This window comes from Collinsella sp. 4_8_47FAA, assembly GCF_000763055.1.
Taxonomy (GTDB): domain Bacteria; phylum Actinomycetota; class Coriobacteriia; order Coriobacteriales; family Coriobacteriaceae; genus Collinsella.
Map to the genome: position 1 here is coordinate 685283 of NZ_KN214134.1, position 25414 is coordinate 710696.

The 25414-nt window shown below is 60.6% G+C and carries 23 protein-coding genes and 1 pseudogene; 12 read left to right on the forward strand and 12 right to left on the reverse strand.

Annotated features, from left to right (window positions below; all coding sequences use genetic code 11):
• Positions 1–238, forward strand: a pseudogene (locus HMPREF9463_RS11310) (transposase); the annotation flags it as partial.
• A gap of 364 nt (positions 239–602) precedes the next feature.
• Here the strand turns inward: HMPREF9463_RS11310 and HMPREF9463_RS03115 are convergent.
• Both HMPREF9463_RS03115 and HMPREF9463_RS03120 read right to left on the reverse strand, forming a co-directional pair.
• The gene (locus HMPREF9463_RS03115) at positions 603–1442 is read right to left on the reverse strand and encodes a tRNA (guanine(46)-N(7))-methyltransferase TrmB (protein ID WP_035137047.1); all 840 of its coding nucleotides are present in this window, start codon (positions 1440–1442) and stop codon (positions 603–605) included.
• Between the two features lie 118 nt (positions 1443–1560).
• On the reverse strand, positions 1561–2433 hold the full coding sequence (locus HMPREF9463_RS03120) for a methyltransferase domain-containing protein (protein ID WP_022094355.1): 873 nt from the start codon (positions 2431–2433) through the stop codon (positions 1561–1563).
• A gap of 267 nt (positions 2434–2700) precedes the next feature.
• On the opposite strand from HMPREF9463_RS03120, the gene HMPREF9463_RS10695 reads away from it, so the two are divergent.
• From HMPREF9463_RS10695 to HMPREF9463_RS03140, 4 genes are all read left to right on the forward strand, one after another.
• A complete protein-coding gene (locus HMPREF9463_RS10695) occupies positions 2701–3423 on the forward strand; it encodes a helix-turn-helix domain-containing protein (protein WP_084591757.1) in 723 nt (240 codons plus the stop codon).
• Entirely contained in the window at positions 3420–4319 is a 900-nt protein-coding gene (locus HMPREF9463_RS03130; protein ID WP_035137048.1) for a DUF4097 family beta strand repeat-containing protein, read from the forward strand. Before HMPREF9463_RS10695 ends, HMPREF9463_RS03130 begins: the two co-directional genes overlap by 4 nt.
• 97 nt (positions 4320–4416) lie before the next feature.
• Positions 4417–6324 (forward strand): elongator complex protein 3, encoded by a 1908-nt coding sequence (locus HMPREF9463_RS03135; protein WP_035137050.1) that lies wholly within the window; start codon positions 4417–4419, stop codon positions 6322–6324.
• Positions 6325–7203 carry a spermidine synthase gene (locus tag HMPREF9463_RS03140; protein WP_052044043.1) on the forward strand — a complete coding sequence of 293 codons (879 nt, stop codon included), beginning with the start codon at positions 6325–6327 and terminating at the stop codon, positions 7201–7203.
• 28 nt (positions 7204–7231) lie between these two features.
• Here HMPREF9463_RS03140 and HMPREF9463_RS03145 read toward each other — a convergent pair whose 3' ends face one another.
• The 9 genes from HMPREF9463_RS03145 to HMPREF9463_RS03185 form a co-directional block, all read right to left on the reverse strand.
• Positions 7232–9676, reverse strand: a complete 2445-nt coding sequence (locus HMPREF9463_RS03145) for a DEAD/DEAH box helicase (protein ID WP_035137051.1) — start codon at positions 9674–9676, stop codon at positions 7232–7234.
• A 116-nt stretch (positions 9677–9792) separates the two neighbouring features.
• Positions 9793–11097, reverse strand: coding sequence for an ATP-binding protein (locus HMPREF9463_RS03150; RefSeq protein WP_052044044.1), 1305 nt, complete (start codon positions 11095–11097; stop codon positions 9793–9795).
• Positions 11090–12850, reverse strand: coding sequence for a TerB N-terminal domain-containing protein (locus HMPREF9463_RS03155; RefSeq protein ID WP_232219735.1), 1761 nt, complete (start codon positions 12848–12850; stop codon positions 11090–11092). Before HMPREF9463_RS03155 ends, HMPREF9463_RS03150 begins: the two co-directional genes overlap by 8 nt.
• A gap of 88 nt (positions 12851–12938) precedes the next feature.
• On the reverse strand, positions 12939–13655 hold the full coding sequence (locus HMPREF9463_RS03160; RefSeq protein ID WP_035137052.1) for a DUF554 domain-containing protein: 717 nt from the start codon (positions 13653–13655) through the stop codon (positions 12939–12941).
• Positions 13656–13773: 118 nt separating this feature from the next.
• Complete coding sequence (locus HMPREF9463_RS03165; RefSeq protein WP_035137054.1) at positions 13774–15204, reverse strand: hypothetical protein; 1431 nt, start codon at positions 15202–15204, stop codon at positions 13774–13776.
• 18 nt (positions 15205–15222) lie between these two features.
• Positions 15223–15438 carry a hypothetical protein gene (locus tag HMPREF9463_RS03170; protein ID WP_006234463.1) on the reverse strand — a complete coding sequence of 72 codons (216 nt, stop codon included), beginning with the start codon at positions 15436–15438 and terminating at the stop codon, positions 15223–15225.
• 49 nt (positions 15439–15487) lie between these two features.
• Positions 15488–16087, reverse strand: coding sequence for a hypothetical protein (locus HMPREF9463_RS03175; RefSeq protein ID WP_035137056.1), 600 nt, complete (start codon positions 16085–16087; stop codon positions 15488–15490).
• Positions 16088–16176: 89 nt separating this feature from the next.
• Complete coding sequence (locus tag HMPREF9463_RS03180; RefSeq protein WP_035137057.1) at positions 16177–16686, reverse strand: hypothetical protein; 510 nt, start codon at positions 16684–16686, stop codon at positions 16177–16179.
• Positions 16683–16979, reverse strand: a complete 297-nt coding sequence (locus HMPREF9463_RS03185; protein ID WP_035137058.1) for a hypothetical protein — start codon at positions 16977–16979, stop codon at positions 16683–16685. Before HMPREF9463_RS03185 ends, HMPREF9463_RS03180 begins: the two co-directional genes overlap by 4 nt.
• Before the next feature lie 345 nt (positions 16980–17324).
• Between HMPREF9463_RS03185 and HMPREF9463_RS03190 the strand changes: the two genes are divergently transcribed.
• Genes HMPREF9463_RS03190 through HMPREF9463_RS03200 form a run of 3 tightly spaced genes read left to right on the forward strand, consistent with a single transcriptional unit; the run spans position 17325 to position 20950 of the window.
• Complete coding sequence (locus HMPREF9463_RS03190) at positions 17325–18926, forward strand: FAD-binding oxidoreductase (protein ID WP_052044045.1); 1602 nt, start codon at positions 17325–17327, stop codon at positions 18924–18926.
• A gap of 2 nt (positions 18927–18928) precedes the next feature.
• On the forward strand, positions 18929–19744 hold the full coding sequence (locus tag HMPREF9463_RS03195) for an electron transfer flavoprotein subunit beta/FixA family protein (RefSeq protein ID WP_035137218.1): 816 nt from the start codon (positions 18929–18931) through the stop codon (positions 19742–19744).
• Positions 19745–20950, forward strand: coding sequence for an electron transfer flavoprotein subunit alpha (locus HMPREF9463_RS03200; RefSeq protein WP_035137059.1), 1206 nt, complete (start codon positions 19745–19747; stop codon positions 20948–20950). It begins immediately after the preceding gene.
• Here HMPREF9463_RS03200 and HMPREF9463_RS03205 read toward each other — a convergent pair.
• Positions 20947–21759, reverse strand: a complete 813-nt coding sequence (locus HMPREF9463_RS03205) for an HD domain-containing protein (protein ID WP_035137060.1) — start codon at positions 21757–21759, stop codon at positions 20947–20949. The genes HMPREF9463_RS03200 and HMPREF9463_RS03205 overlap by 4 nt on opposite strands.
• Before the next feature lie 162 nt (positions 21760–21921).
• On the opposite strand from HMPREF9463_RS03205, the gene HMPREF9463_RS03210 reads away from it, so the two are divergent.
• The 4 genes from HMPREF9463_RS03210 (at position 21922) to HMPREF9463_RS03225 (ending at position 25396) form a co-directional block, all read left to right on the forward strand.
• Complete coding sequence (locus HMPREF9463_RS03210) at positions 21922–22578, forward strand: AzlC family ABC transporter permease (protein ID WP_255360337.1); 657 nt, start codon at positions 21922–21924, stop codon at positions 22576–22578.
• Positions 22568–22891 carry an AzlD domain-containing protein gene (locus tag HMPREF9463_RS03215; protein WP_035137063.1) on the forward strand — a complete coding sequence of 108 codons (324 nt, stop codon included), beginning with the start codon at positions 22568–22570 and terminating at the stop codon, positions 22889–22891. The genes HMPREF9463_RS03210 and HMPREF9463_RS03215 overlap by 11 nt, the downstream gene beginning before the upstream one ends.
• Before the next feature lie 150 nt (positions 22892–23041).
• Positions 23042–24064, forward strand: coding sequence for a 2-keto-3-deoxygluconate permease (locus tag HMPREF9463_RS03220; RefSeq protein ID WP_035137064.1), 1023 nt, complete (start codon positions 23042–23044; stop codon positions 24062–24064).
• Between the two features lie 189 nt (positions 24065–24253).
• Positions 24254–25396 (forward strand): GGDEF domain-containing protein, encoded by a 1143-nt coding sequence (locus HMPREF9463_RS03225; protein WP_035137065.1) that lies wholly within the window; start codon positions 24254–24256, stop codon positions 25394–25396.
• The last annotated feature ends 18 nt before the right edge of the window (positions 25397–25414 follow it).

Below are 25414 nucleotides of genomic sequence, written 5' to 3' on the forward strand. Positions count from 1 at the left end.
GATGCTGTGCGGCGGTCTCCCCGACTCCCGCGTCGAGCGGAAGACGGAGCGGCACAGGCTCAACCGCGGCGGCAACCGGCAGGCGAACTGGGCGCTCTACGAGATCGCGATCAAGCGCATGGCATACGACGAGAGGACGAAGAGGTACGTGGCGAAGCGAACCTCCGAGGGGAAGTCCCGGAGGGAGGCGATCCGCTGCCTGAAGCGCTACATAGCGCGGGAGGTGTACCGCGTGCTCATGGACCCGAACCCCGACGGCGCCGCGCCGGAAGGCCCCGAGCTCGCGAAGATGCGCAAGGCGATGCGGGTGACCCAGAAGCAGGCCGCCGCGGGGCTCGGCATGTCCGCGGCCTCACTCGGTCACCTGGAACATGGGAGACGGCGGTCGACGAAACTGGAGAGGAGGTATTACGAGCTCCTGTGCGAATTGAAGGGAGCGCTCCCGCAAACTGCCTATTGACAACTTATAGGAGCGTCGGTTTAGTTTTCGTTATTCGGGCTGTGCTTGGCTATTGCAAAAAAGTCTACTCACTTAGGTTTTGAGGGTTGCTTGCTGACGCCTATTTGCGCTTGTTTGCCGACACCGCGACCATCAGAGGTCCCTAGGACTCTTGCGGCAGGCGCTTCTTGCCTTTGCGGGCGCGGTTTCTAAAGTTCTCGACGGCCTCTTCCATGCCCAGAGGTACATAGGTGAGCTCATCGAGGTTGTCGGGCAGGTAACAGGCAAGGCTTTGCTCCTGCGCGCGGCCTGCTGCGAGCTGTTCATCGCTGGGCTGCGCACCGGGCGTGGCACAAATGCCATAGACGGCGGCACCCATCTCGCGCGTGCGGCATTCATATTCGGTCTCGGGATGCTCGGGATGGTCGCGACGAACGTCGTCGCTTACCCAAAGCGTGTCGTAGCCTGCCGCGGCAAACTGCCCCAGGGCGTAGTCGCGCAATGGCTTGCTGTCGGTTCGCAGTGTGACGGTGGCGCCGACTGCAAAGAGCGGGCGGTAGAGCATCAGATGGTCGACATGGACGAGTCGTTTTTTAGCGTACTTGGCCTTGGGCTGCGGCGTGGGAAAGTTAATGGTGATGGCATCGAGCTCGCCTGCGGCAAATAGCTGTGGCAGCGATGCCGCGCCTCGGGGCAGCACAAGCGCATTGGGCAGCTCCTGCTCGCAGATTTTCTGCGCGGCATAGGCGATGCAGATGGGCTCCTGGTCCATACCGATAAAGAGGGTGTTTGGCTCGTGGGCCGCGCGCTCTACAAGGTACGTTCCCTTGCCGCAGCCAAGATCCAGGTGAAGGTGTTCGAATGGCTTGCTGCCAACTGGCGCACAGGCTTCACGCCAATCTCCGGCATAGGCCTCGGGGTTCGTCTCAATCGCATCGGCGTAGCGCTCCAGGCGCTCCTCGAGCACAAAGTTCTTAGGCGTGCGAACGTGGACGGCTCCCATGAGGCTCCTTGGTCATAAATATGGAACGCATAGCTGCGCGTTCCGTCAATGGGTTGAAAAGGGGTGGGCATTATTTGCCCGAAAGATGCGGTACGGCTCGACGGCGAGTCGTCGGTGCCTACAGGCGCTTGAGGATCACATAACGGTTGAGCTCGCCGCTGCGACCGTCGGCATGGAAGCGCTCAAGCTCGCGCACGGGGACCTCGCCGCTCTTGTAGAACGTACGGACGCCGCGCACCAGGTCGGTGATCTGCTGATCGTCAAAGTGATGGCAGTAGCGGTAGGCGTGGCGGTCGTTTTGCCAGCCAATGAGGTGGTCGCCGGCTTCAAACTGCGCGGAATCGTAACCCTCAAACGGCGGGGTGAGCTCGGCGCGGGCTTCGGCTCGAACGGCCTTGCGCGCCATGCGCTCGTCGTTCATAAACTCCCAAAAGCTGATGGCGATGATGCCGCCCGGGCGCGTTTGCCGCACCAGGGCGTCGAGCACGCGTACGCGGTACTCGCACGACGGCACGTGGTGCATAAAGCCAAAGCAGACCGAGATATCGGCGAGCGGGGCGTCGAAAAGCACGTCGGGCGTCTCGGCGGGGTTGAGCTTCATAAGGGCGTCAAGCACGTCGAGTTCCTGGAAGTGCAGGTTGGGAATGCGCAGGGCGTGACCGTGCGCATCGATAGCCAAATCCTGACACGAGTCAACACCATAGAACTCAAACGGGCAGCTGGCATCTGCCGAGGGGTTTGCGCCATCGACGCCCTTGGCGGCAAGTGCGCCGCCGGCGGCAAAGTTCTCGAATCGCATATTGCCGCAGGCAAGATCGAAGACGCGGACGGGATGCTCGATCGTGGCGACGTCGAGCTGTTCGAGCGCGATGTCCATGGTGCGCACCCAGCCGGGCCACGGGGCTTGGCGCGTATCGGAAAAGGAGGCGGAGTGCTCGCGATAGAACGTGTTATTGAGCTGGATGAGCGATGAGGCGAAATCGCGGTTCACGGCGCGGAACTCCCTCCGTTGGCGGTGCGGAATAAACAGTACGACCATACTACCGTTAACGCAGCAACGGGGACAACCGAGCCGTGGGTCATTGCTTTGTTTGGACACATTTCCGCAGCTCATATGTGCCCGCAACCGCCGGTTGTCAAAAATCTCACTAGAATAGGTGGCATGCTTTTGGCGGTGGCGGATAGATTTTTAACTGTGCAAGGCGCCTTAAGAACAAAAACGGTCCGGCGGCACGGCTGGCATCACATAGGAGGAACCATGAATGTAGAAACTGCACAGCGGCTCGCCGACCTTCGTCGCAGCAAGGGCTTTAGCCAAGAAGGGCTGGCACGAAAGCTGGGACTGTCGCGCCAGGCGGTCAGTAAATGGGAGCGCGCGGAGAGCTCGCCCGATACCGAGAACCTGATCTCGCTCGCCAAGCTCTATGGCGTGAGTTTGGACGAGCTCCTCAATCCGAGCGATGAGATCGAGGACGATATCGAGTTTGAGAACGAGGACCGCGCTCGTCAGCGCGAGGCCGAGGCGGCAGAGCGCGCCCGCACCCATGAGGCGGCGGCACGCGCCGCCGAGGCGGCAACGCAGACGAGTGATGCCGCCGCCAAGGCGGCGCAGGCGGCAAGCTGGAGTGCGCAGGCCGCCAATGCCGCTACGGCGCAGGCGACGAGTGGCACCGCGGTTGGCTCGACTCCGGTGAAGGGCCCGTTCCAGTCGTTCCCGTATTGGGCCGTGTGCTGGCTGCTGTTCTTTTTGCTGATGTTCCTGTTTGGTGCCGGTCCCTTTGCCGCGCTGATCTTCTTTACGATTCCCATCTATCACTGGGTGGCGCGTGCGCTCGATGGCGATTGGGCGCGCGGGGATATTCAGGTTGGCCCGGCGTCGGTGGCGATCAAGGTCCAGGGGAAGGATACTTCTGCGGAACCTGATGCTGGCGTGGCTACCGCGGCCACCGCTGAGCCATGTGCCAAAGAGGGTGACGAATGATGAAGCTCTCGCATGAATCCAAGCTGCGCCTGGGCGTCGGCATCGGAGCGTTCGTGCTCATCATCGGACTTGTCTTTGGCATTTCGCGGACATTGATTCATTTTGATGGTCCGTGGGATCTCGACGATGTTGTATCCGGCCTGTCTGGTATGGACGATGTGGTGGACGAGGGCGATCTTTTGGATGACGGTAACTATTCCGCTCAGCCTCAGCAGCTTTCGAGCGAAACCTTTGATGCCGACGCGTTCACATCGCTTGACTTGGACGTGACGTCGGGCACGGTCGAGGTCAAACACGTCTCCGGCGGGCCAGTGCGCGTAATTGAAAGCGGTCGCGTGGCAACGGGGACCGTTGCCTTCGATGCGGCAACCCAGAACCTGGCCGAAATCAAGGGCTCTACGCTCAAGATTCGCCAATTCGATTGCGATGACGAGCGCGCCATTGACCGCACGGTTACCGTCGAACTGCCGCGCGAAGTTGCCGATAACATGGTGGGCATTACAGCGAATGTAGGATCGGGTGATCTGACGGTCGCGGGCATTGCGTGCCATGACCTCAACCTGACTCTGGACTCGGGAGACGTTGAGTTTACGGGCACCGTGACCGATACCCTGAATGCCGAGGTCGGTTCGGGCGATGTGACGTTCGAGCTCTACCAGGCCCCCGCGAAGTCGATGGATGTGAGTGTGGGCTCGGGCGACGTGGAGATGACGGTTCCGAACTCTACGGGCTTTAAGGCGATCCTCACCTTGGGCAGTGGCGACTTCGAGAGCGATTTCCTTCCGCTTGGCTACGACGGCGAGACCATTTTGAATCTTGAATTCGATAACGGCGATAAGTCTGCCACGTATCGTTTTGAGGTCGGTTCGGGCGACATGTCGTTTGACCCGGAGTGACATGCGGTTTTGGGAGATCAGTACATATAGGCATGCTCTTTGATGGAGGCGCCGGGGCCGTGGTCGGCTCCGGCGCCTTTGCCTTTACAATGGGGGCATGGAACAGATTATCTTGAACATACTCGAGGCTCTGCGTCGCGGCGAGACCGTGGACGACAAAGCGCTCGTCAAACTGATACATGCCGAGGCGCGCCGTGAGGGCGCCGACAAACGCGATTTGGCCAAGCGCCGTCTGCTGCCGTTCTACCAGCGGGTTAAACGCGAGGAGCCGGCTCGGTGGGCTGCGTGGAATGTCGATTCCGATCTGGAACGTCAACTGCTGCAGGCGCTGCGCATGAAGCCGCGCCGAACGGCTTCGGGCGTGGCGACCATTACCGTCATCACCAAGCCCTGGCCATGCTCGGGCGATTGCCTGTTTTGCCCCAACGATTTGCGCATGCCCAAAAGCTATCTGCACGCCGAGCCGGCGTGCGCCCGTGCGGAACAAAATTGCTTTGACCCGTATCTGCAGGTGAGCGCTCGTCTGACCGCGCTTTCGCAGATGGGGCATGCAACCGACAAGATCGAGCTTATCGTTCTTGGCGGTACCTGGAGCGACTATCCGCAAGGGTATCAGGCATGGTTTGTGTCGGAGCTCTTCCGTGCACTCAATGATGATGCGGTGGCGGGCGTGGCGGCCAACCCCATGTTGGCGCGTCCGGGCATCAGTCGTGCCGAGGCGGGGCGTCTGCTCGATGACGCTCCCGCCGATGCCCTGCCGCCGGTGATAGTAGAGCGCCGCGAGCGCTATCGGGCCGCCGGCATTTCGACAGACGAGGCCGAGCTCGCTGCCGGCGTTGCCGACGAGCAGGAGCGTGTAGATGCTGCCGTGGGCGGCTACAACCGTGCGGTGCGTCGTCTGTACGGCCCCGGTACGCCGTGGGGCGAGGTCACCGAGTGGCAGACGGCAACGATGGAGGAGCTCGAGCGTCAGCAGCTCATCAACGAGACGGCGAAGCATCGCGTGGTGGGACTCGTTATCGAGACGCGCCCCGATGCCGTAACGCCGCAGGCCCTCACGCTTATCCGCCGCCTGGGCTGCACCAAGATTCAGATGGGTATCCAGAGCCTCAACCAGCACCTGCTCGATATCAACGAGCGCCGCATTTCGGTGGCTCAGGTCGAGCGGGCGTTTTCGCTTGCGCGCCTGTTTGGCTTTAAGATCCACGCGCATTTTATGCTTAACCTGTTGGGCGCCACGCCCGAGGGGGACAAGCGCGACTACGAGCGCTTTATGACCGAAGGGGCCTTTATGCCCGACGAGGTCAAGGTCTACCCGTGTGTGCTCATCGAGGGCTCGCGTCTGGTGGGCTGCTATGAGCGTGGCGAGTGGCGCCCCTATACCGAGGAAGAGCTGCTCGATGTGTTGGCCGATGACATCGTGGTGACGCCGGCGTTCTGCCGCATCAGTCGCATGATTCGCGACTTTAGCTCCGACGACATCATGGTGGGCAACAAGAAGCCCAACCTGCGTCAGCTCGTTGAGAACCGCCTGGCTGCTCGGGGTGACGGTACGACAGTGCGTGAGATCCGCTATCGCGAGATTAGCACGGCGGGTGCCGACCTGGATGAGTTGACCCTTGACGAGGAAGTGACGTACGAGACGCCGGTGACGCACGAGCGCTTTTTGCAGTGGGTGACGCCGCAGGGCAAGATCGCGGGCTTTTTGCGGCTGTCGCTTCCCGATCGTGCTTTTGTTGCCGCGCATGCGGGCGAATTGCCGACGACGCCGGACGAGGCGATGATTCGCGAGGTGCACGTGTATGGCATGGCGGCGCGCGTGGGCGACCAAGGCCAGGCGGCGCAGCATCACGGGTTGGGGCGTTTGCTCGTAGAGCGTGCGTGCGAGATTGCCCGAGATGCGGGCTATGCGCGCATCAACGTGATTAGCGCGATTGGCACACGCGAGTACTATCGCCATCTTGGATTTTATGACCATGGCCTTTATCTGCAAAAGGAGCTCTAGATGGACAAGCCGAGTGTTTCTGCCGGCGTCGTTGCCGGCGTTGCTCTGGGAGCCGCGGCGCTTGGTGCGGCCGCCGTCGCTGTTCGTGCTGCCTGTCTGCAGGTTGCGCGAACCCGCAATGGGTTGGCGCGTGTGAAACGCGTGCACGATGAGGGCGGCGACGAAGTCCGCGTATTGGTGCAAGGCGGCGTCTACCAAAGCGCGAGTTACATTGGCGAACGCTGGGCGGAGCCCGTCTTTGCGTACTATCGCGCGTTTGACGACGTGTTTGAGGCTAAGGACGCAATGCGTGATGCTTATGGGCATGGTATCGACCGTATGCTCATGCTGGGCGGCGGCGGGTTTGCCTATCCCAAATTTGCGCTGATGTCGCACGAGAGCTTGCGCATGGACGTCATTGAGTACGATGCCGAGATTACGCGCCTGGCGCGCCGTTGGTTCTACCTGGACGAGCTGGAGCGCACGGTGGGCGATCGCCTGCGGGTGATTACCGCTGAGGCTCGCTCGTATCTGGGCGTGACGAGCGTGGGCCATCGTCGCTACGACGTGGTCGTGAGCGATTGCTTTGGCGGTGCCGAGCCCGTACGCGAGTTGGCAACGGTTGAGGCGTTGCGTTTGGTGCGGGGTAGCTTGAACTCGGGCGGCATCTACGTGGCTAATATCGTGAGCTCGAACGAGGGGAACGATGTGACGTTCCTACGCGACTGCGCTGCCACGGCACTCGAGGTGTTCGCCCACGCCTGGGTGGTCCCGTGTGGCGATGCGGAGTTCGGCGGCGAGGAGAACTACCTGCTCATCGCCAGCGACGGCGACTATGCCTTTGCCGAAGCCGTGCCTTTTGACGTCGACTTCCTCGGCACTGCCCTTCACGACAAGTAAGTCTCCCCGTCCCAAAAAAAGACTGGTTTTATGTGTGGTCGCGCCAGCTGCGGACGCGCTGCTTCATGCCCTCTATGTCGAGCACGCCTTCGGCAAAGCCCTTGCGCACGAGCTCTTCGGGAACAAACTCGTCGTAGCGGTCAAAGTAAGGAACCTCGCCAGGATAGACGAGCTCGATGGGATCAAAGTCCTTCTCGGCCTCGGCGGCGAGCACCTCAAAGAACGTCTCCTCGTCGGCCTTCATCTTGAACTGCATAAAGTATGGACGCGACGGATCGAGCCCGCGAAGGCCAAGCTCCGCGGCGCACTTAATCTTGAGCATGCGCTCGAGTGCCAAAAAGGCGTAGCTGCCCAGCCAGGGGAAGAGCACCCAGGTGTCGCCGCCTAGGTTGATGAGTGGCTTGGTCCCCGCGCCCGAAATCTCGGCCGTATGGCGAGCCTGTGCAAGACGTGCCCGTGCGTTGCCCATAAGGTACGGATATGCCGTGTGCTCGTTGAGCGCCTTGCGCATGCGCTCGAGTACGTGTGTATTGATGTCACCGGGACAGTCGCCAAAGTAGGCCGGCACCCGGCCCTTGACCTGCGTGGCAAAGACGGTATGACGCTTCCAGTCCACTTCCTCGACAATCCAGCAGTGTCCGGCGATGGCGATGCGCTCACCGGGCGGTGGCGGATTGACGATCGTGCCCAGCTCGGCCGATTCGCTGCGAACGGTGAACTCCTCGTTTTCCTGGAATACAGCGTAGAACTTAAAGTTGTTGATGATGCGCTCGCCCGCGAGGCCCACGATGAGCCCACCGCCCTCAGTGACCTGGATATGGTCGATCTTGATGAGGTGACGCAGCAGCACGCGATAATCATCGGCCGAGACGCGATGGAAATAGCTGAGCGTGAGCACGCGCTGGGCAAGTTCGGCCGGCGTGAGCTCTCCGGTGCTGGCAAGCGTCGACATGGTCTGGTGATAGAGCAGACTGTAGGGGAGTCGATCGAGCTCAGGCGGCTCGACCCACTTTTCCTCGCGATAGAGTTGTACGAGCGCGATGCCTTGCAGGAGCTTCCACGGGATGGTCTCGGGCATCATCGTGCGCGGCTCGGGCTCTTCCTCGCGCATGACGAACCACATCTCGGGCGGAAGATCGCGGCGCCCCGTGCGGCCCATTCGCTGCAAAAAAGAGCTGACGGTAAACGGCGCGTCGATCTGAAACGCACGCTCCAGACGGCCGATATCGATACCGAGCTCCAGCGTAGAGGTGGTGACGGTCGTTTGTGCCTGTTCCTCGTCGCGCATGAGCTCTTCTGCCGTCTCGCGCAGCGATGCCGAAAGATTGCCGTGGTGGATGAGAAAGCGGTCGGGCTCGTGCCGGCTCTCACAGTAGCAACGCAGCATGGAGCATACGGCCTCTGCCTCTTCGCGCGAGTTGGCAAAGACCAGGCACTTGCGGCCGCGGGTGTGTTCGAAGATATAGCCCATGCCGGGGTCGGCGTTGTCTGGTGCTGTGTCGGTGGGGCTGAGAAGCGCCTGCTCGGTCGCTCGCGGGATGTCGACTTCGCCCTCGGGGGCCGAGGAAGTTTGGCGGTCCTTGGGAGTGGCCTTGCCCCGTGCCCGCTCACGACGTTGACGGCGCTCCTCTTGTGTGAGCTGTCCGCTGTGACGCATGTCTTGGGCGCCGGCGGGCAGTGCCGCGGATGCCGCCGCCTCGATGCGCTCGCACGCAAGCACTTCGGCCTCTTGAGGACCTGTGCCCATGAATCCCCGTTGCTGTGCCTGGGGGCCCGAGTTGTAGAAGTGCTCCATGGAGATGCGCCACACGCGGCGCGGCTCTTCAAAGCGTGGGATAACGCAGTCGCGCCCCGTTCCCTGTGAGAGAAAGGCACCCGTGCGCTCGGGGTCGCCGATGGTGGCCGAAAGGCCAATGCGTCGAGGTTGCACGCCGGCCATGCGCGAGAGTCGCTCGATAAGGCAGAGCGTCTGCCCGCCACGGTCGCCGCGCATGAGCGAGTGGACCTCGTCGATAACCACATAGCGCAGGTCGCAGAACATACGAGGGATTGCCATGTGCTTATGGATCAGGAGCGCCTCGAGCGACTCGGGCGTAATCTGCAAGATACCGCTCGGTTTTTTGATGAGCTTAGCCTTGTGCGACTGCGAAACATCGCCATGCCAGTGCCAGACGGGGATATCGGCCTCTTCGCACAGGTCGTTGAGGCGGACGAACTGATCATTGATGAGTGCCTTGAGGGGGCCGATGTAGAGGGCGCCAACGCTCGCGGGCGGGTTCTCCCAAAACTCGGTCAGGATGGGAAAGAAGGCTGCCTCGGTTTTGCCGGAAGCCGTGGATGCCGTCAGGAGCACATTGTCCTGAGTGTTAAAGATGGCATCAGCTGCTGCAACCTGGATGGAGCGTAGACTCTCCCAATCGTGGGAGTAGATGAAGTCTTGGATAAACGGGGCGTAGCGGTCAAAGGCGTTCACGGGGCCTCCTTTCAAAAACGAATCTCTCAACGCGGTGGGCAGTGGCTTGCTGCATTACTGCCTCGACGTTTGCCCAGATAAAGCCTGCCAAAATAAACCTGTCCCTTTTTGGCAGGTTAGATGGTGAATTCGGCGAAATTGCGGTCGCCGCTTGCGGTGCCGGTGTCGCCTGTTGCTGTTGCCGGCGCCAGCGCGTCGCCGCCGACGCTTTGCAGTAGCTCGGCCACGTTGGCGTCGGGGTTTTGGCATAGGATGTCGAGCAGCTCGATAAAGTCACGAATGACCTCACGCGGCGTCAGATGCGTGTCGGCTCCCACGCGGCCAAACTCAATCTTGAGGAAGTCCACCAAGTCGTTCTCGGTAAGCGTGGGCGTCCAGCCAAAGTAGCCGGCATGGATCTGCATGAGTTTTTCGATGAGCACCAGCAGCTCCTCGTAGGTGAGTGGCTGCAGACGGATGATGGGCGCGAGCATGTCCTTAAGGTCCTCGCGCGCAAAGCGGCCCTGAGCGAGTCGGCTGCGCAGGGCCTCGTAGGAGAACACACCGCGGCGCCGGTCTTCGATGGAGGTTGGCGTGCCGCCCATGATCATGCCCAGGTACTGCGCCTTGCCCTGGAGCGTGTCGTTGTACATGGTTAGGATCTTCTCGTAGTTGTATTGGCGCGTGATGGCGTTGGGAATCTTATACAGATTCACGAGCTCGTCGATGAGCACCAGCATGCCCTTGTAGCCGCCGCAGACCAAAAAGCGCGCAATGAGCTTAACGTAGTCGTACCAGTCGTCATCGCTGATGATGGTCGAGGAGCCCAGCTCGGCGCGTGCCTCACTCTTGGTGCGGTACTCGCCGCGAATCCATTTGGTCACGCGGCTCATAGCTTCTTCGTCGCCCTCGGATACGGCCGCGCGGTAGCGGCGGAGCATACGGGCGAAGTCGAAGCCGTGGACCATTTCCTCGAGCGGGGCCAGTTGGGCATTGACGGCAGACTCATCGGCATCGGCACACGAGGCGACCCAGCGATCGAGGATTAGGTTGAGCGCACCGCCCTCGGGGCGCGTTTTAGTCGATATGTTGCGGATGAGCTCGCGGTAGGTGGCAAGGCCCTGCCCCTGGCCGCCCTGTAGGCGGCGCTCGGGTGACAGGTCGGCATCGGCGACGACGAATCCCTCGCCCATGGCGTGCGTGCGGATGGTCTGGAGCAAAAAGCTCTTGCCGGCTCCGTAGCGACCGACCAGAAAGCGGAAGCTCGCGCCGCCGTCGGCGATGAGACTCAGGTCGGTGAGCAGGGCGCGGATTTCGACCTCGCGCCCTACGGTGATGTAGGGAAGGCCGATGCGCGGGACCACGCCGCCCTTGAGCGAGTTGAGAATGACGGCGGCGACGCGCTTGGGCACGCGGGGTGCTGCGGATGCGGTATCACTCATAGTCTAGGTATCCTCTCACGTCTGCTTCGTAGTCCTCGATAATTTGCGGTCCTGCCGCGCCAAATTCAATTACGGTGTCACCCACCAGGTCAAAGAGCGCCTCGTTGATGGTATCGACGAGCATGTCCTCGCTCTGTCCCGAGTGCGCCACTGCCGATGTCGCTTGCGCTGCGTTTTGCTCGAGCAGTGCGCGAAGGAAGGCATCTGCGGCGGGCGCGAGTTCGTTTGTGGCGTCAGCGGGCGCAGCAGCTGCGAACGCGGGCGTCGGCGCGAGAAGCGGTGCCACGACACCAAACTGTTCGGTGGATATGGTCGGCTCGTCGGTCAAGTCCTGCCGAATGGGTGCCACGACCGGTTCGACAATCGCGTCGGTTACGGGCTCGGCTTCCGGTTGCCCTGAGTCCGCTGCCTCGGCTTCTGCGGATGCGTCGTCCTCGCGTTCCTCATCGATCAAAAGCGCTTCGCGCGTTTGCGCGGCGGCGCTCCGAATGTGCCCCAGCTGGCTCAAATCGATATCGATCTTGATGGGCTGGTGTGCGGCGTCCCACGAAAGCCATGCCATGATCTCGTCATCGATGATCTTGGCCAGATATTTGGGGACCTTCTCCTCCTTCAGGGGGTGGGTGGGGTCTAGGGCCAGGCGTAGGCGTTGGTCGCAGGCGCGCATCATCTCACCAAGCTTGCTGCTTTTTTGCCTGCTGCCGTGAATTCGCATGCATTCCCAAAAGCCGTTTTGGCAGCGGTAGATGTGAATGGGGTCCAGGCGATATTCGCAGTCCTCGTGGCGCTCGGACGCAAAGAATACGGCCGAGGCAAACATGGTGTAGGGCATGGCCGTCTCCTCCCCAAATAAGCTCGCCACGATGTCGGTCTTTCGGTGCGTGTCATAGTAGCGCGCCATACGGACATACACGGCGCACGCCACGTGGCGCAGATCGCGGTGGTGGCTGCGGTCGAGCCGCGAGTTACTTAGGTTGTACGTGGAGAGGGCGTTGATGGCGGCCATGAGTCGCTCCTCGCGCACCTCATCGGGCGGAAGGGGGAGCGTGGGCTCGGAGGTTTTGCGACGCTTAGGGGTCTGGCCGGACGGTGCCGGTGCTGGTACAAGGTCTCGCGCTGCGCGGCGTAGCTCGATAAGGGCGTTATCGAACATGACGGTTTTAGAGTCGCGAAGTAGCTTGGGGTCGAGTCCGTGGAAAACGGCGTAATCCTGCAGCCACACGCGCGCAAACCGGTCGATGCCGGGCTCGAAGGCGCGATAGACATCCCAAAAGGCCTTGATCTTGTTAAAACCTTCGAGCGGATCATCTATGCCAATGCCGCAAATCAGCTCATAGAGATACAGAAAGGCAAAGGATGTAGACGTTTCCTCGACGGTTCCGCGGCGCACTTGGGCACGCCAGGTAAAGTAGCCGCGCAACTGCCGGTCGCTCATGGCATTGTAGGTGGGAAAGTACGACTTAAAGGTGCCGTTGTAGGGACAGTCGTCCTCAAAGTCGGCCATCAGCAAGCCTTGGCGGTAGAAAAGCTCGGCCTCCGATAGCCAGCGGCCCGCGCCGCCCTTGGGGTCATCCTGCCAGCGCGATATCTCGCGCATCTTGCGGTATTGGTCGGGGAGGAAATTCTGCATCTGTCGGCCGGTTTTGAGAATCGGCTCGTCTGCGTAGATTTCGTTTGAGAAGCGGGCGGACTGATGGGTCCGGGCCTCGGCCATAATGCGCTCGATGAGCATCTTGATGTCCTGGTCGGCCACCGCTTCTCCTCTCCTAACGCAGCTTCGGTGACCTCATATCATAGCACAGCATCAAACAGGTGTTCGAGATACTGCTGCGTAGATAGATTTAGAACAGGAGGGCGTAGATGACGGCGATGACGACGGAGGGGAGCATATTGGCCGTGCGGAAGGTCTGAGGACGGATGAGGTTGACGCCGACGCAGAAGATGAGCATGGAGCCTACGAGCGAAAGGCTGTCGAGGGCTGCCGTAGTCATGATGGGGGAGAGTGCGCCGGCAAACAGCGTGATCGTCCCCTGGAACACGGCGACGGGCAGGGCGGAGAAAATGCAGCCGCGGCCAAGCGACGCCGTCATGGTGCAGACGATGATGCAGTCCAATGCGCCTTTCAGGGCAAGCGTTGACCAGTCACCGAGCAGACCGTCCTGGATCGATCCCACAATGGCCATGGCGCCGATACACACGGTGAGTGAAGTCGAGACAAAAGCGTTGGTGAACTCGTTATCGCCCTCGCTGCCGGTTTTGCGCTTGAGCCATTCGCCAAGGTTCTCGATGGCGGCCTCCAAGTTGATGGCCTCGCCGATGAGCGAGCCGAGGGCGAACGAGACGATGAGCATGGTGGTGCCGGTGGTCGCTAGCGCCTTCCCATCGATAAGGAGCATCTTTTGCATGGTGCCGCCAAGGCCGATAAACAGGACGCACAGCCCCGATGCTTTCATGAGCGTGTCTTGGATGCGCGGTGTAATGAAGCGGCCGCCCGCTAATCCCAAAAGACCGCCCGCAACTAAAAGCACAACGTTGATGATTGTTCCCAAGCCCGGCATGAGCCCTCCTGTATTGATGCCAACGTGGCAATCGTAGCAGAACGAAATGCGAGGTACATCGCGACTCATCTAATACGTTATATAAGTGGTATTAGGAATGATGCGCGGCATTTAAGCCTCAGGTGGTTGTCGGGACATAGGGATAGTATTCAAAGCGCAGTGTCATAAGCCGCTGTGGGGATTCAATAGCCGCGGCGATGATATTGGCATCGCGGGCACGATCAAACCCTTCGAGTTCGATCTGATACGAGACGTCTTGCATAATGTCCAGACGTCGCCAGGCCAGGAGTGTGTCGCCATCGAATTCCAAGGTCTTGCCTCCGTCTGGAGCAACGGCGTATAGACGCAGCTTGGCGGTGGTTGCAGGGTCGACAACTGTGACCTTTTTAATTTCGTTTCGAGTATTCTTGGCGCCCAACAAGGTGAGCAGTGTTGGGGCCACGACCTCGCCCGATGGCAAAAAGACGACTTCGATGGATTCAGGAAATGCGATGATAGCCGACTTGCGGACGGGCTGATTGGCGGCGGCAACTTCGATGTTCGCAGCGTCGATGACCTCTGTGTGGTCGAGCGCGGCAAGCACGCAGCAGTTACCTTCATCGATCTCTTGAGGATCAGCAAGCCCCAGACTGTCCGCGAGCTCGGGATCGTTTGGATCGGCAGCGGGCTCATTCGGCGCTTCGAGAGAAGCTGGGACGCTGTTTGTCGGCGACGGCGTGTCGCCCGCACCTGCTTCTTTGTCCGCGCTCTCTTCTTGTATGGTTGCGTTGATGGGTTCGTCGTTTGGGGGGAGCGTCTTGGCGTCAAACGCGGAGGGGAGAATTCCGATGGCTCCGGATCCGTTCCACTCCATTTCGAGAAGCGCCGGGTCGGCAAGAATGCGTTGCCTGCTTTGCGCGTGGGCATCGATTTCAATAGGGCCTGCCTCTATCCCTCGTGTAAGGCTGAGTGATCCGGCTGGCTTCTCGAAATGAGCGTCTGTGTCTTTGGTGCTGACGGCGTAGAACAGCAGGGACGCTTCTCCCGCCGCGATAGCATCGGTACCGGCTTTGGTCAGCCGCAACGATGCCGTGAATGAGAGGGTGGGCTGCGCATCGTCTGCATTCGCGGCGGCGCAGCCCAGACATATACCGCCTCCTTTCTCGAAAAACGCACCGTCGAAGGCGACCTTCGCTCCGTTCGCCGAGTCATCGACCGAAGCGATGTCGATGCGCAGCTCTAAATTGCATGGATCGCCATCTGCATCGAGCACAACCGAGCGCCACGTGCAGACGGCGCACCCCGCCTGGGAGCCGTTTGCCTTGTTCGAACGCTTGATATCCACGACTATCGAGCCGTCCGTATTACGACGAAGGCATCCCGAGGTTGAGATCACGGCCTGTGCGATCGAAAAACGCTCGCACGCAATGGCGCTCGACGGATTTGGTGCGGAACTTAGGGCTACTGGTAAGGAGTCTGCCATGACGGGAGTCGCCCAAGCGGCGACAGGCGTTCCGGTTGCGAGCGCGCCGCAGAGTGCGACGACGGGCAAAAGGTTCTTCGATGCCATGGGGTCTCCTTAGCTAATTTAGTGCGGCCTGTCCGTGTTTTGTTTCTGGCTGCGTTTGATGTGCAGACCGAGGCCGGCGGTTCCCGCGCCTGCTGCTGTGGCGCCTGCTGCCAAGAGCCATCGTCTGTCGCCTGTCTGCGCCAACGGTTCCTCGCGGTCGCCGCGGTCGAGCTCCGAGAGGTCGACCGTCACTTGCGTGGCGGCCTGCGCCTGTTCTTGCTGGGCAAAGGCCATGGCTGGCCCAAACGCTAGGATGCTGACGGCGGCGGCCAGGGCGACGGCCTTATGCCGTGTGCGCACCGGGCTCGACCGTCCAGGTGATCGTCGCAACCTGATCGCCTTCGCCGGTTACGCGGAAGATGTCGCGCGTGACGCGGGCGACGTTTCCGCTTGTCTTGAGCTTGATTTTGTCCGTGCCGCCGGCAATGCCCTGGTAGCCCATGTCGAAGGCTGCATTCTTGGAAAGATCGAGGCCCGTCCCTTGCGCGGCGGCGCTGGCGTTCTGGAGCGCGCCGTCGGGGCCGACCTTAAAGTCGATGGAGTTCTGCGCGGTTCCGGCCTTGGCGTCGGCGGCAATGGTCCAGGTGTTCATGGCGTCGATCTTCATGTTGGTGACATGGATGCCGTAGGCCGAATGATTGTCGATGGTGGTCGCGTCTTCTGAGGGGCCCTGAAGCGTGCCGTCGGCCTTGGCGACGAAGGGAATAACCGTCGGAACTTTGAACTCAACGTTGTCGATCTCGGTCCTGACCATTACCTTCGTGGTTCCAACGCGCCCGGCTGCCATAGCTGGCGTCGGGGCGGCGCCCATTGCGAGCGCGAGCGCGAGCCCTGTGCCCACGACGAGCGCTCTGACTCCGTTCATGTTCCTGGTGATGTCCATGGTCGTTCCTTTCTATTCGCCGCGGGCCGTCCCCGCGATGATTGGACGAATGCTGGTGAATTGCATGCGGTGCCGTGTCGGCCGGAAGGCTAGTTCTCGGTTTGCTCAACCCGTACCTTGACACGTGTCGGATTGCCGTGGCTGTCGAGGGTCTTTGCATCGAGTGCCTGGATCTCGATGTACGCCTCGCCTTCTTTGATGTCGCCGGCGGGGCACGTCTCGATTGTCTTGCCGGTCTCGACCACACCGGATTCGTACATGGTCTCGTCGTTTTGGATGACGCGGAATCGCTGGGGAAATTTATTGTCTTGGACGTTTTGCACGTTGACGCGCAGTTTGCCGTCCTCCTGCAGCTGAGCGACCGGCGCGACCGAAATCGTCATCATGTTGTCGCGGACGATGGCGTCGAGCTCATCTTGGATTTCCTGGCGCGTTTTGCCCTCGGCCGTCGTAACCGAAGCGCCCGCCTCGGGTACGGGCTGCGACTGCCAAACGTATAGTCCTACGGCGACAAGGGCACAGACGATGGCCAAGCAGGCAACGATGAGCTTCTTGCGACGACCCAGGCCTGCAAAGTGGGGTGGCTTCTTCGCGCTCATGCGGCATCCTTGGCGGTATAGACGCGCGCAAAGGTGGACGGGTCCGCTCCAAAGAGCATGTGAAGCATCAGACGGCGCGAGTAGACGAGCTCGTCGAAGTCGGGAGGGAGCTCGATGTCGTGGATATGCGCGATGTGGTGGGCGAGCGCCGAGAACGACTCGGGGTCGCAGATCACATCGGTGGTAACGTGGTAGACCGTCGTATCGGGGAATGCCTCTTCGTCGAAAGGCAGGAGATGGGGATCGTCGTCGACTTCGATGGCGATGCCGTACTGGGGCCAGTAATATGCCATGGGAACCTCCCTGCTTCTGGGCCAAAACTTCTATCGGTTTTGGCTGTCGACGCCGACCTTATCAGCCGCTACTTGACCAATTTCTGACCAAATGCTTGACGGATTGGCGTCTCCGCAGGTAAAAGGCGGCAAAAAATACTCCAACTTTTTTCGAGCGACAATCGCGCGGTCGGCGACGGCGGGGCCATATGTGTCAAAAGCATCGTCTGCCGAGGAAATCAAGCCGCTCGCCGAATTGCACGAACGTAAAAAACGCCAATTATGGAGACGGTCTCGAACACGTCGACGAAACGATGCGGTAACATCTCCCTGCAAACACTGTAGTTAGCTAAAGGGGGAGTTCGCGTGTCTGCAACCATCAAACCCTTCACCGACGAGTTCGAAGAGTATGGCCGCGATGAATCTCGCGCATCGGGCGAGGCCTCGAGCATCTCGTTTCCGACAACGGAAAACGAGGTCCGTGCCATTTTGGAAAAGCTCCATGCCGAGCGTGTTCCGGTAACGGTTCAGGGCGCCCGAACCGGCCTTGCCGCCGGCGCCGTGCCCCACGGCGGGCATATCCTCAATACTTCCCGTATGAATCGCTATTTGGGCCTTCGCCGCGATGAACAAGGCCAATTTCTGCTGCGCGTGGAGCCGGGCGTTGTGCTCTCGGAGCTGCGCAAGCAGCTGAGCAAGAAGGTGCTGCCGACCGCTGGTTGGGACCAGGCATCGCTTGAGGCCTACGAGGAGTTCCAAGAGGCTCCCGAGCAGTTTTTTCCCACCGATCCCACCGAGGCGTCTGCCTGTCTGGGCGGCATGGCGGCATGTAACGCCTCCGGTGCCCGCAGCTACGCCTACGGCCCCATGCGCCCACATATCACGGGACTCCACGTCGTGCTGGCTGATGGCGATTTGCTTGAGCTTCGGCGCGGCGAGGCTTTTGCCCAGGGCCGCCACCTGTCGCTCGTGACGGCAGCGGGCCGTACACTCGAGCTCGATCTTCCCGGCTATACCATGCCCAAGACAAAAAATGCTTCGGGCTATTTCGTTGCTGACGATATGGATGCCATCGATCTGTTTATCGGTGCGTGTGGCACAATCGGTGTCATCACCGAACTCGAGATTGCCCTGCAGGTGGCACCCGCGGTCGTTTGGGGCGTGAGCTGCTTCTTCGACAGCGAAGACAAGGCCGTGTCCTTCACCGATTCTGTGCGTCCCGTCCTGTCCCATGCGGCTGCCATCGAGTACTTCGATGCTGGCGCCCTGGATATTCTACGTCGCCAGCGCGAGCAGTCGACGGCGTTTGCCTCGCTGCCTGCGCTCGACAAAGACGCCAAGGTCTGTGTCTACGTGGAGCTCGACTGCGACGACGAAGCCCAGGCGACTGAGGAGCTGTATCACTTGGGGTGGGTACTGGAGCTTGCGGGCGGCAGTGACGATGCGACATGGGTCGCGCGCACCGAGGTCGATCGCGAGTGTCAGAGATTCTTCCGCCATGCGGTGCCCGAGAGCGTCAACATGCTCATCGACGAGCGCCGCCGCATGGATCCCACCATCACCAAACTGGGTTCGGACATGTCGGTGCCCAACGCGCACTTGGCCGATGTTATCGCCCTCTATCGCCGCACGCTGGCGGAAAGTGGGCTTGAATCTGCCGCCTGGGGGCACATCGGTAACAACCATCTGCATGTGAACATTCTGCCGCGCGATGCGCAGGATTATCGCCGCGGCGGAGAACTCTTTGCCCAGTGGGCTTCCGAGGTCACGGTCATGGGCGGCGCCGTCTCCGCAGAACACGGCGTCGGCAAGATCAAGGCGGGCTTCTTGGAGACGATGTACGGTCACGAGGCCATGGTCGAGTCGGCGCGGCTCAAGCTCCAGCTCGATCCTGACGGGCAGCTGGGTCGCGGTAACCTGTTTTCGGAGAAGCTCTTGGATGAGCTCGTCCAGAAAGGGGGCGCGTGAAGATGAGCGATTTCCATATGGTGGTGTGCGTCAAGGCCGTGCCGGGCAGCACCGAGGTCAAGATGGACCCCAAGACCAATACCATCGTGCGCGATGGCAAGCAGGCGGTCATTAATCCCTTTGACGCGAGTGCTTTGGAATGCGCGCTGGCGCTGAAGGACGACTTTATCGGCTTTGGCATGGATGTGCGCGTGACGGTGGTGTCGATGGGCATCCCCGCGACCGAGTCACTGCTGCGCGACTGCATCGCCCGCGGTGCCGACGACGCGCTGCTGCTGACCGATCGCGCCTTTGCAGGTGCCGATACCCTGGCAACCACCTACGCCCTCAAGTGCGGCATCGAAGCGCTCGACGAGGACTTCGACCTGCTCATCTGCGGCAAGATGGCGGTGGATGGCGATACGGCCCAGATCGGTCCCGAGCTTGCCGGTGCCTTTGAGATTCCCTGCGTGACCGACGTGAGCTGCGTGCAAAGCGCGGGCTTTACGACGTGTGGCTCGCTGGCGCTCGTTCACGGATGCGATGCCGGCGAGGAGACGGTGTATCTTGAGATGCCGTGCGCGATGACGACTGCCAAGGAGATTGGCCAGTTGCGTATGCCAAGTATTGCCGGTATTCGTGCGGCGGAGGAGGCGGACGTGCGCGTGGTCAGTGCCGCCGACGTGAACGCCAACCCCGCGCGTTGCGGCCTTGCCGGGTCGCCGACACAGGTCGTGCGCTCGTTTGTGCCCGACCGTGACCAAACGTGCGAGACCGTTGAGGGGACGGCGTCCGAGCAGGCGGCAAAGCTTGCCAAGATTATCGAGGGGATGGCATAGATGAGCGGACTGATTATCGATAGCGAAGCCTGTATCGGCTGCGGTCGCTGCGTTCGCGCCTGTGCCTCGGGCGGCATCGTAGTGGAAGGCGAGCGATCCAGCCGATGCGCCCGCGTAACCGACGGCTGCATCCTATGCGGTGGGTGCGTCGACGCCTGCCCCGTCAACGCTATCTCGATCGAGCGTGACGAGGCCGCTGGTACGGTGGACCTCGATGCATATCGAGACATTTGGGTATTCGCTCAGACCGACGAGCGCGATACGGTGGCTCCCGTTGCCTATGAGCTTATGGGCAAGGGGCGCGAGCTTGCCGATGCTCGCGGCTGCCGTCTGGTGGCACTGGTCGGCATAAGCCCCGAGGGCTCGCTTGGGGACCTGGAGCATCTGGTTTGCGCGGGCGCCGACGAAGTCCTGGCCTGTCGCGACGAGCGCCTGCGCCAAAACGATGCGGAGGTCTACGCCCGCTTGATCTGCGATTTGGTAGCCGAACGCAAACCCGAGGCCATCCTATATGGTGCGACCGCTTTTGGTCGCGAACTGGCACCCGGCGTTGCCGTGCGTTTGCAGACGGGTCTTACGGCCGACTGCACCGTGCTTTCGATGGATGCGGAGTCGGGCCTACTGCAGCAGACGCGCCCGGCGTTTGGCGGCAACCTGATGGCCACCATCATTTGCCCCAACCACCGTCCGCAGATGGCAACGGTTCGTCCCGGCATCTTTAAGGCTCCCGACTTCGACTACGGCCGCTCCGGCACGATCACCCAGATATCACTTGCGGATGATGCTAAGGCTCGTGTCGAGATCTCGATTCCCGCCGAGGAGTGGGAACAGCAGGCTTCGATCGCCGATGCCGAGCGCCTGGTCGTTGTGGGTCGCGGCATTGGCTCCAAGAAGAATCTGCCCCTGATGCGAAGGCTCGCCGAGGCTCTGGGAGCCGAGCTTGGCTGCACGCGACCTGTCGTGGAGGCCGGCTGGTTGGAGTATCGCCACCAGATTGGCCAGACGGGCGTATCGGTTTCGCCCAAGCTTCTCGTGAGTATCGGTGTTTCGGGCGCCATCCAGCATCTTGCCGGCATCGGTGGGGCTGAGTGCATTATCGCCATCAACGAGGACCCGGATGCCCCCATTTTTGGTACTGCCCAGTACAAGGTTGTCGGCGATGCCGTCGAGGTCGTCGAGGAGCTGCTGGCTCAGCTTGAGCGCTAGGCGCGCGCCAGCCAGTCGCGCATCTCGTCCTTAAGGCGGCTCCAAGTTGCCTGCGTGGCGGGGTCGGTAAAGGGCCGCGTGATGCCAAAAGGCGCGTCGAGCAGGCGGTAGATATCGCCCTGCTCGCGCGTCAGCGCGCGGCTCGCTGGATAGACGAGCTCAAACATAAAGCAGATGAGCCCCACCAGGTAGTCCGCCGGCTCGTTGCGCTCGTCGCGCGCGACGCAGCGGTGCTCGTCAAAGGCGGCAAGTGTCGGCGACGAGAAACGGCTGCCGAGAAACGTCTTCTCGTCCACCTTGAGGATGGTGTCGACGGTGCTGTCGGCGATGGTACGCATAATGTCGATCTTGTCGCCATCGCGCACGATATCGCAGAAGCTCTGCGTGCGCTCGTCGAGCTGCGCGGGTAGACGGAAATCGCTGTGATAGGCAATGCTCGCTCGGATGAGTTCATCTTCTGCCGGGTCATCGATAAAGTCGCGGATGCTCGTTACAGCGGGTGCATCGGCGGGATTTTCGCCAAAGAGGACCTCGATGCCCAGCGCCGCATGGCTCATGCTCTCGGCGTCCTTAAAGGTGTCCCAGCGTCGCAGCTGCTCAAAGCGGCCCATATCGTGCAGCAGGCCGCAAAGCCATGCCAGGTCAATATCTTCTGACGACCAGCCCTGCTCGCGCGCCACGGCATCGCATGCCTCGGCCACGTGGTACGTATGCTCGATTTTGAGCGCGATGCGTGGGTTGGTGGCGTCGTAGGCATCGGTGTAGCTTTTGAAGGCCGCGCGCGCCCGGTCTCGATCGATAGCTGTCATAATGACTTCCTAAAAAGTTGTGTCTTTCGATCCGGTGGCAATTGTAGGTGAACTCGGTTGCTGTCGGATGATGATTCTGCCGTATCGCTACATGCGGCTCGGAGACCTTGTCAGGATGAGAAGCGTATGGTGCTCAAAATCGTTAGAACCGTCTGGCCGGTGATGCTTACCTATGTTGCAATAGGCGCGCCGTGCGGAATGATTATGGCGCAGACGGGAATGGAGCCCTGGATGGTCTTTGCTCTGAGCAGCACGTTTGTGACGGGCAGCGGGCAGTTTATGATCTGCAACCTGTGGCTGGCGGGTGTGCCTGCAGCATCGATCGTCGCGAGCGTCGCCGCAATCTCCTCGCGCTTTGCGCTTTACTCGGCATCGATCGCACCGCATCTGAGGGGTGCTTCGAAGCGTCAGATGCTGGCTGTTGCCGCGACACTTACCGAGGAGGCATACGGCATCTCGCTTGCCAAGTTGGTTGAAGGGGAGGATTGGGGCCCGCGTGAGTCCTTCGTGCTCAACGTGATCCTTATCGCAACATGGGGCGTTTCGTGTACGACGGGCGCCATCGTCGGCGCCGTTGTCGATGTTCCCACCGCCATTGCAGCCTTTGTCTGCACCTCACTCTTTATCTGCCTGCTCTTTTCGCAGCGGCTGTCACGCGGCAACGTTGTCGCGGCGGTTTCGGGCGCGGTGTCCGTCGCCGTATGCAAGTTCTTGGGCCTCGTGAATATTGCCGTGCCGGCAAGCGTCGTGGTCGGCATTACCATTGCGCTGGCGTGCGATGCTGTATTTGACGGAAGAGGTGCCCGCGATGCCCGTTAACGAGTTCTTGGTTCTGTGGCTGTCGTCGTGGGCTGCCATCGCGTTCTTTCGCATCGCGCCGGCGTTCGCCTTGCGCGGGCGGACCCTGTCGCCCCGCATTACCGAGGCCCTGGGCTATATCCCGCCCGCTGCCTTTGCCGCGCTGGTCGCCAACGACTTGGTGAGCCCCGGCGCGTTCGACGCGGGACTCTGGCCTGCCTTGGTTCCCTGGATTGCGGCCGCCGGCGTCGTGGTCGTGGCGGTCAAGACAAAATCGATGCTGTGGTGCTGCGTCTCGGGCATCGTACTCTATATCGTCTTGAGTCTTATATAGGGGTGGCGTCGCGGGCGCCGAATCTCGTTCCATCCCAACTTGTCGAATTTTTCACCGAGCTGGTCTATTTCTTCTGGTACCATGGTCAAACTTTACTGTAGCAAAGCGTGACGTGGTCTTTTGTACCCCGTCAGCGGAAATGGGGGTTTCATGGCACAGGAAGCAACCGCCAACGAGCAAAAGAAATTCAGGGTCCCACGCATCCCGGGCGACATCATGATTTACCCGATGATCGTCGGTCTTTTGCTCAACACCTTCTGCCCGCAGGTTTTTGAGATCGGCGGCTTCTTTACGGCTGCCTGCCGCGGTGGCTCCAATACCATCGTCGCCGCGATCCTGCTGTTTGTGGGCGCCGGCATCAGCTTTAAGTCCACGCCGGGCGCCATCAAGACCGGCATCGTCGTGCTGATTCCCAAGCTTGTTGTTGCGGCCGCCCTTGGCTTGGGTGTGGCATATTTCTTTAACGATAACTTCCTGGGCCTGAGCTCCGTGTCTATCATCGGCGGCATCACGTTTTGCAACATGGCGCTCTACACGGGCATCATGGGCGAGTTCGGCGACGAGTCCGAGCAGGGCGCCGTCGGTATCCTGTTCTTTACGGCCGGCCCCGCCGTCACCATGATCATCCTCGGTGTCTCGGGTCTCGCCAACATCCCCGTCGGCACCATCATCGGATCCATCCTGCCGCTTGTTATCGGCATGGTTCTGGGCAACCTGTTCCCGTTTATTAAGAACCTGCTAGTTCCCGGTGCCAACCCTGCGATTGCCGTCATCGGATTTCAGCTCGGTGCGTCCATGAGCCTGTCGAGCTTTATCACCGGCGGTATTTCCGGCATCTTGCTGGGCCTTGTCACGCTGTTTGTCGTCGGTCCCATCACCTTTGCGTTCGAGCGCCTGTGCGGTGGTAACGGCAAGGCTGCCGTGGCTTGTTCCACCATCGCCGGCACGGCTATGACCACGCCGGTTGCTCTCGCCGAGGTCGCGCCGCGCTACACCGAGCTTGCGCCCACCGCGTACGCCCAGATCGCCACTGCCGTTATCATCACGGCAATCATGGCTCCGATTCTGACCGGCTGGGTCGACAAGAAGTTCTGCCAGGGCAAGGAGGACCTGTCGCCTGCCGGTGTCGAGGCCATCGAGGAGGCCGTCGCGACCGACATCGATGGCGAGTAGCAATCGCTATCAATCAATAATGCCGGCGTGCAATTCGCGCCGTCCGAGCGCCCGAACAGAAACTGTTTTGCAGTGATGTTCGGGCGCTTTGCTATGATTCCCTTTACCCCTGCGGAGTAAAGGGGTGTTTATTGCCCTGATTCGAATTGGGCGATTCTGACCATTCGGATATTGAAGGGATGGCGTCTAGTGGTTAAGGCACTCAAGATTGAGATATTCCTGCTATGCATGATTGTTCTTATCGGGCTTGCCGCGCGAAGTCGTCGCTCCTTGTTCTCGAGCACCCTGCAGCTATTGTTTAGCATGCTTGGCTACACCTCTGCCGCGTACATATTATTCGATATGATCTGGACGCTTTCGGATGGTGCGGACGGCACGTTGGGTATTGCTGCCAACTGGATTTCCAACGCGGTTTCGTTTTCGCTCTTTGCCATCGCGTGTCTCATTTGGTTTATCTATTCCGAGACGATGCAGGGCTCTCGCCTTGTGACCTCGCGCTATAGGGTGGTGCTTGTAACGTTGCCTACGGCTCTGGTGGTCGTGCTGGCTTTTACCAGTTACTGGACGCACGCCTTGTTCTATATCGATTCGCAGGGCGTGTATCGTCGCGGCTTTGCCTATATGATCCAGCCCATTGTCAGCTACTGTTACGTTATACATACGTCCCTGCATGCGTTTGTGCAATCTCGCAGGGTCGAGAGCCTGCAGACGAAGGCTATCTATCGAACCTTGGCATTTTTCGCCATTCCGGCCCTGGTGGGCGGTACCTTTCAGATCGTATACTCGGTGCCTGGCCTTTGTGTCGGCATAATGATTAGCATGTTGCTGCTCTACATTATCTGCCAGGAGCAGCTCATCTCGACCGACCCGTTGACTGGCCTCAACAATCGCAACCGTTTTGAGACCTATATCCTGTCGCTCTTCTCAAATGTGGATCAGGCCGAAGATGTGTATCTGCTCATGATGGACGCCGACGGCTTTAAGCAGATTAACGATCGCTATGGACATGTGGAGGGCGACCATGCTCTTCAGGTTATATCCGCTGCGCTCAAAGAGGTCTGCTCGGCGTCTGGTGGCTTTATCGCACGCTACGGTGGCGATGAGTTCGTGGTGCTCCAAAAGGCAGTGGCGGAACAGGATATCATGCATCTGTGCGCGACAATCAACGACGAGCTCGCGCATGCCGAGGTGCCGTATGCATTGCGGATGTCCATCGGTTACGCGCGGGTCGGCGATAGTGTTGATACCTGGCAAGACTTACTTCGCGCTGCCGATGCGGAGCTTTACCGCGTCAAGGCCGAGAAAAAGAAAGCTGGCGTTCAGATACGCTAGGAAAAGGGGCACACGACC

Coding starts and splice junctions, on each gene's coding strand:
- HMPREF9463_RS03115 (WP_035137047.1), bottom strand. CDS start 1,442: ATGGGAGCCGTCCACGTTCGCACGCCTAAGAACTTTGTGCTCGAGGAG.
- HMPREF9463_RS10695 (WP_084591757.1), top strand. CDS start 2,701: ATGAATGTAGAAACTGCACAGCGGCTCGCCGACCTTCGTCGCAGCAAG.
- HMPREF9463_RS03130 (WP_035137048.1), top strand. CDS start 3,420: ATGATGAAGCTCTCGCATGAATCCAAGCTGCGCCTGGGCGTCGGCATC.
- HMPREF9463_RS03135 (WP_035137050.1), top strand. CDS start 4,417: ATGGAACAGATTATCTTGAACATACTCGAGGCTCTGCGTCGCGGCGAG.
- HMPREF9463_RS03140 (WP_052044043.1), top strand. CDS start 6,325: ATGGACAAGCCGAGTGTTTCTGCCGGCGTCGTTGCCGGCGTTGCTCTG.
- HMPREF9463_RS03150 (WP_052044044.1), bottom strand. CDS start 11,097: ATGAGTGATACCGCATCCGCAGCACCCCGCGTGCCCAAGCGCGTCGCC.
- HMPREF9463_RS03160 (WP_035137052.1), bottom strand. CDS start 13,655: ATGCCGGGCTTGGGAACAATCATCAACGTTGTGCTTTTAGTTGCGGGC.
- HMPREF9463_RS03165 (WP_035137054.1), bottom strand. CDS start 15,204: ATGGCATCGAAGAACCTTTTGCCCGTCGTCGCACTCTGCGGCGCGCTC.
- HMPREF9463_RS03170 (WP_006234463.1), bottom strand. CDS start 15,438: ATGGCCTTTGCCCAGCAAGAACAGGCGCAGGCCGCCACGCAAGTGACG.
- HMPREF9463_RS03175 (WP_035137056.1), bottom strand. CDS start 16,087: ATGGACATCACCAGGAACATGAACGGAGTCAGAGCGCTCGTCGTGGGC.
- HMPREF9463_RS03180 (WP_035137057.1), bottom strand. CDS start 16,686: ATGAGCGCGAAGAAGCCACCCCACTTTGCAGGCCTGGGTCGTCGCAAG.
- HMPREF9463_RS03185 (WP_035137058.1), bottom strand. CDS start 16,979: ATGGCATATTACTGGCCCCAGTACGGCATCGCCATCGAAGTCGACGAC.
- HMPREF9463_RS03195 (WP_035137218.1), top strand. CDS start 18,929: ATGAGCGATTTCCATATGGTGGTGTGCGTCAAGGCCGTGCCGGGCAGC.
- HMPREF9463_RS03200 (WP_035137059.1), top strand. CDS start 19,745: ATGAGCGGACTGATTATCGATAGCGAAGCCTGTATCGGCTGCGGTCGC.
- HMPREF9463_RS03205 (WP_035137060.1), bottom strand. CDS start 21,759: ATGACAGCTATCGATCGAGACCGGGCGCGCGCGGCCTTCAAAAGCTAC.
- HMPREF9463_RS03210 (WP_255360337.1), top strand. CDS start 21,922: ATGCTTACCTATGTTGCAATAGGCGCGCCGTGCGGAATGATTATGGCG.
- HMPREF9463_RS03215 (WP_035137063.1), top strand. CDS start 22,568: ATGCCCGTTAACGAGTTCTTGGTTCTGTGGCTGTCGTCGTGGGCTGCC.
- HMPREF9463_RS03220 (WP_035137064.1), top strand. CDS start 23,042: ATGGCACAGGAAGCAACCGCCAACGAGCAAAAGAAATTCAGGGTCCCA.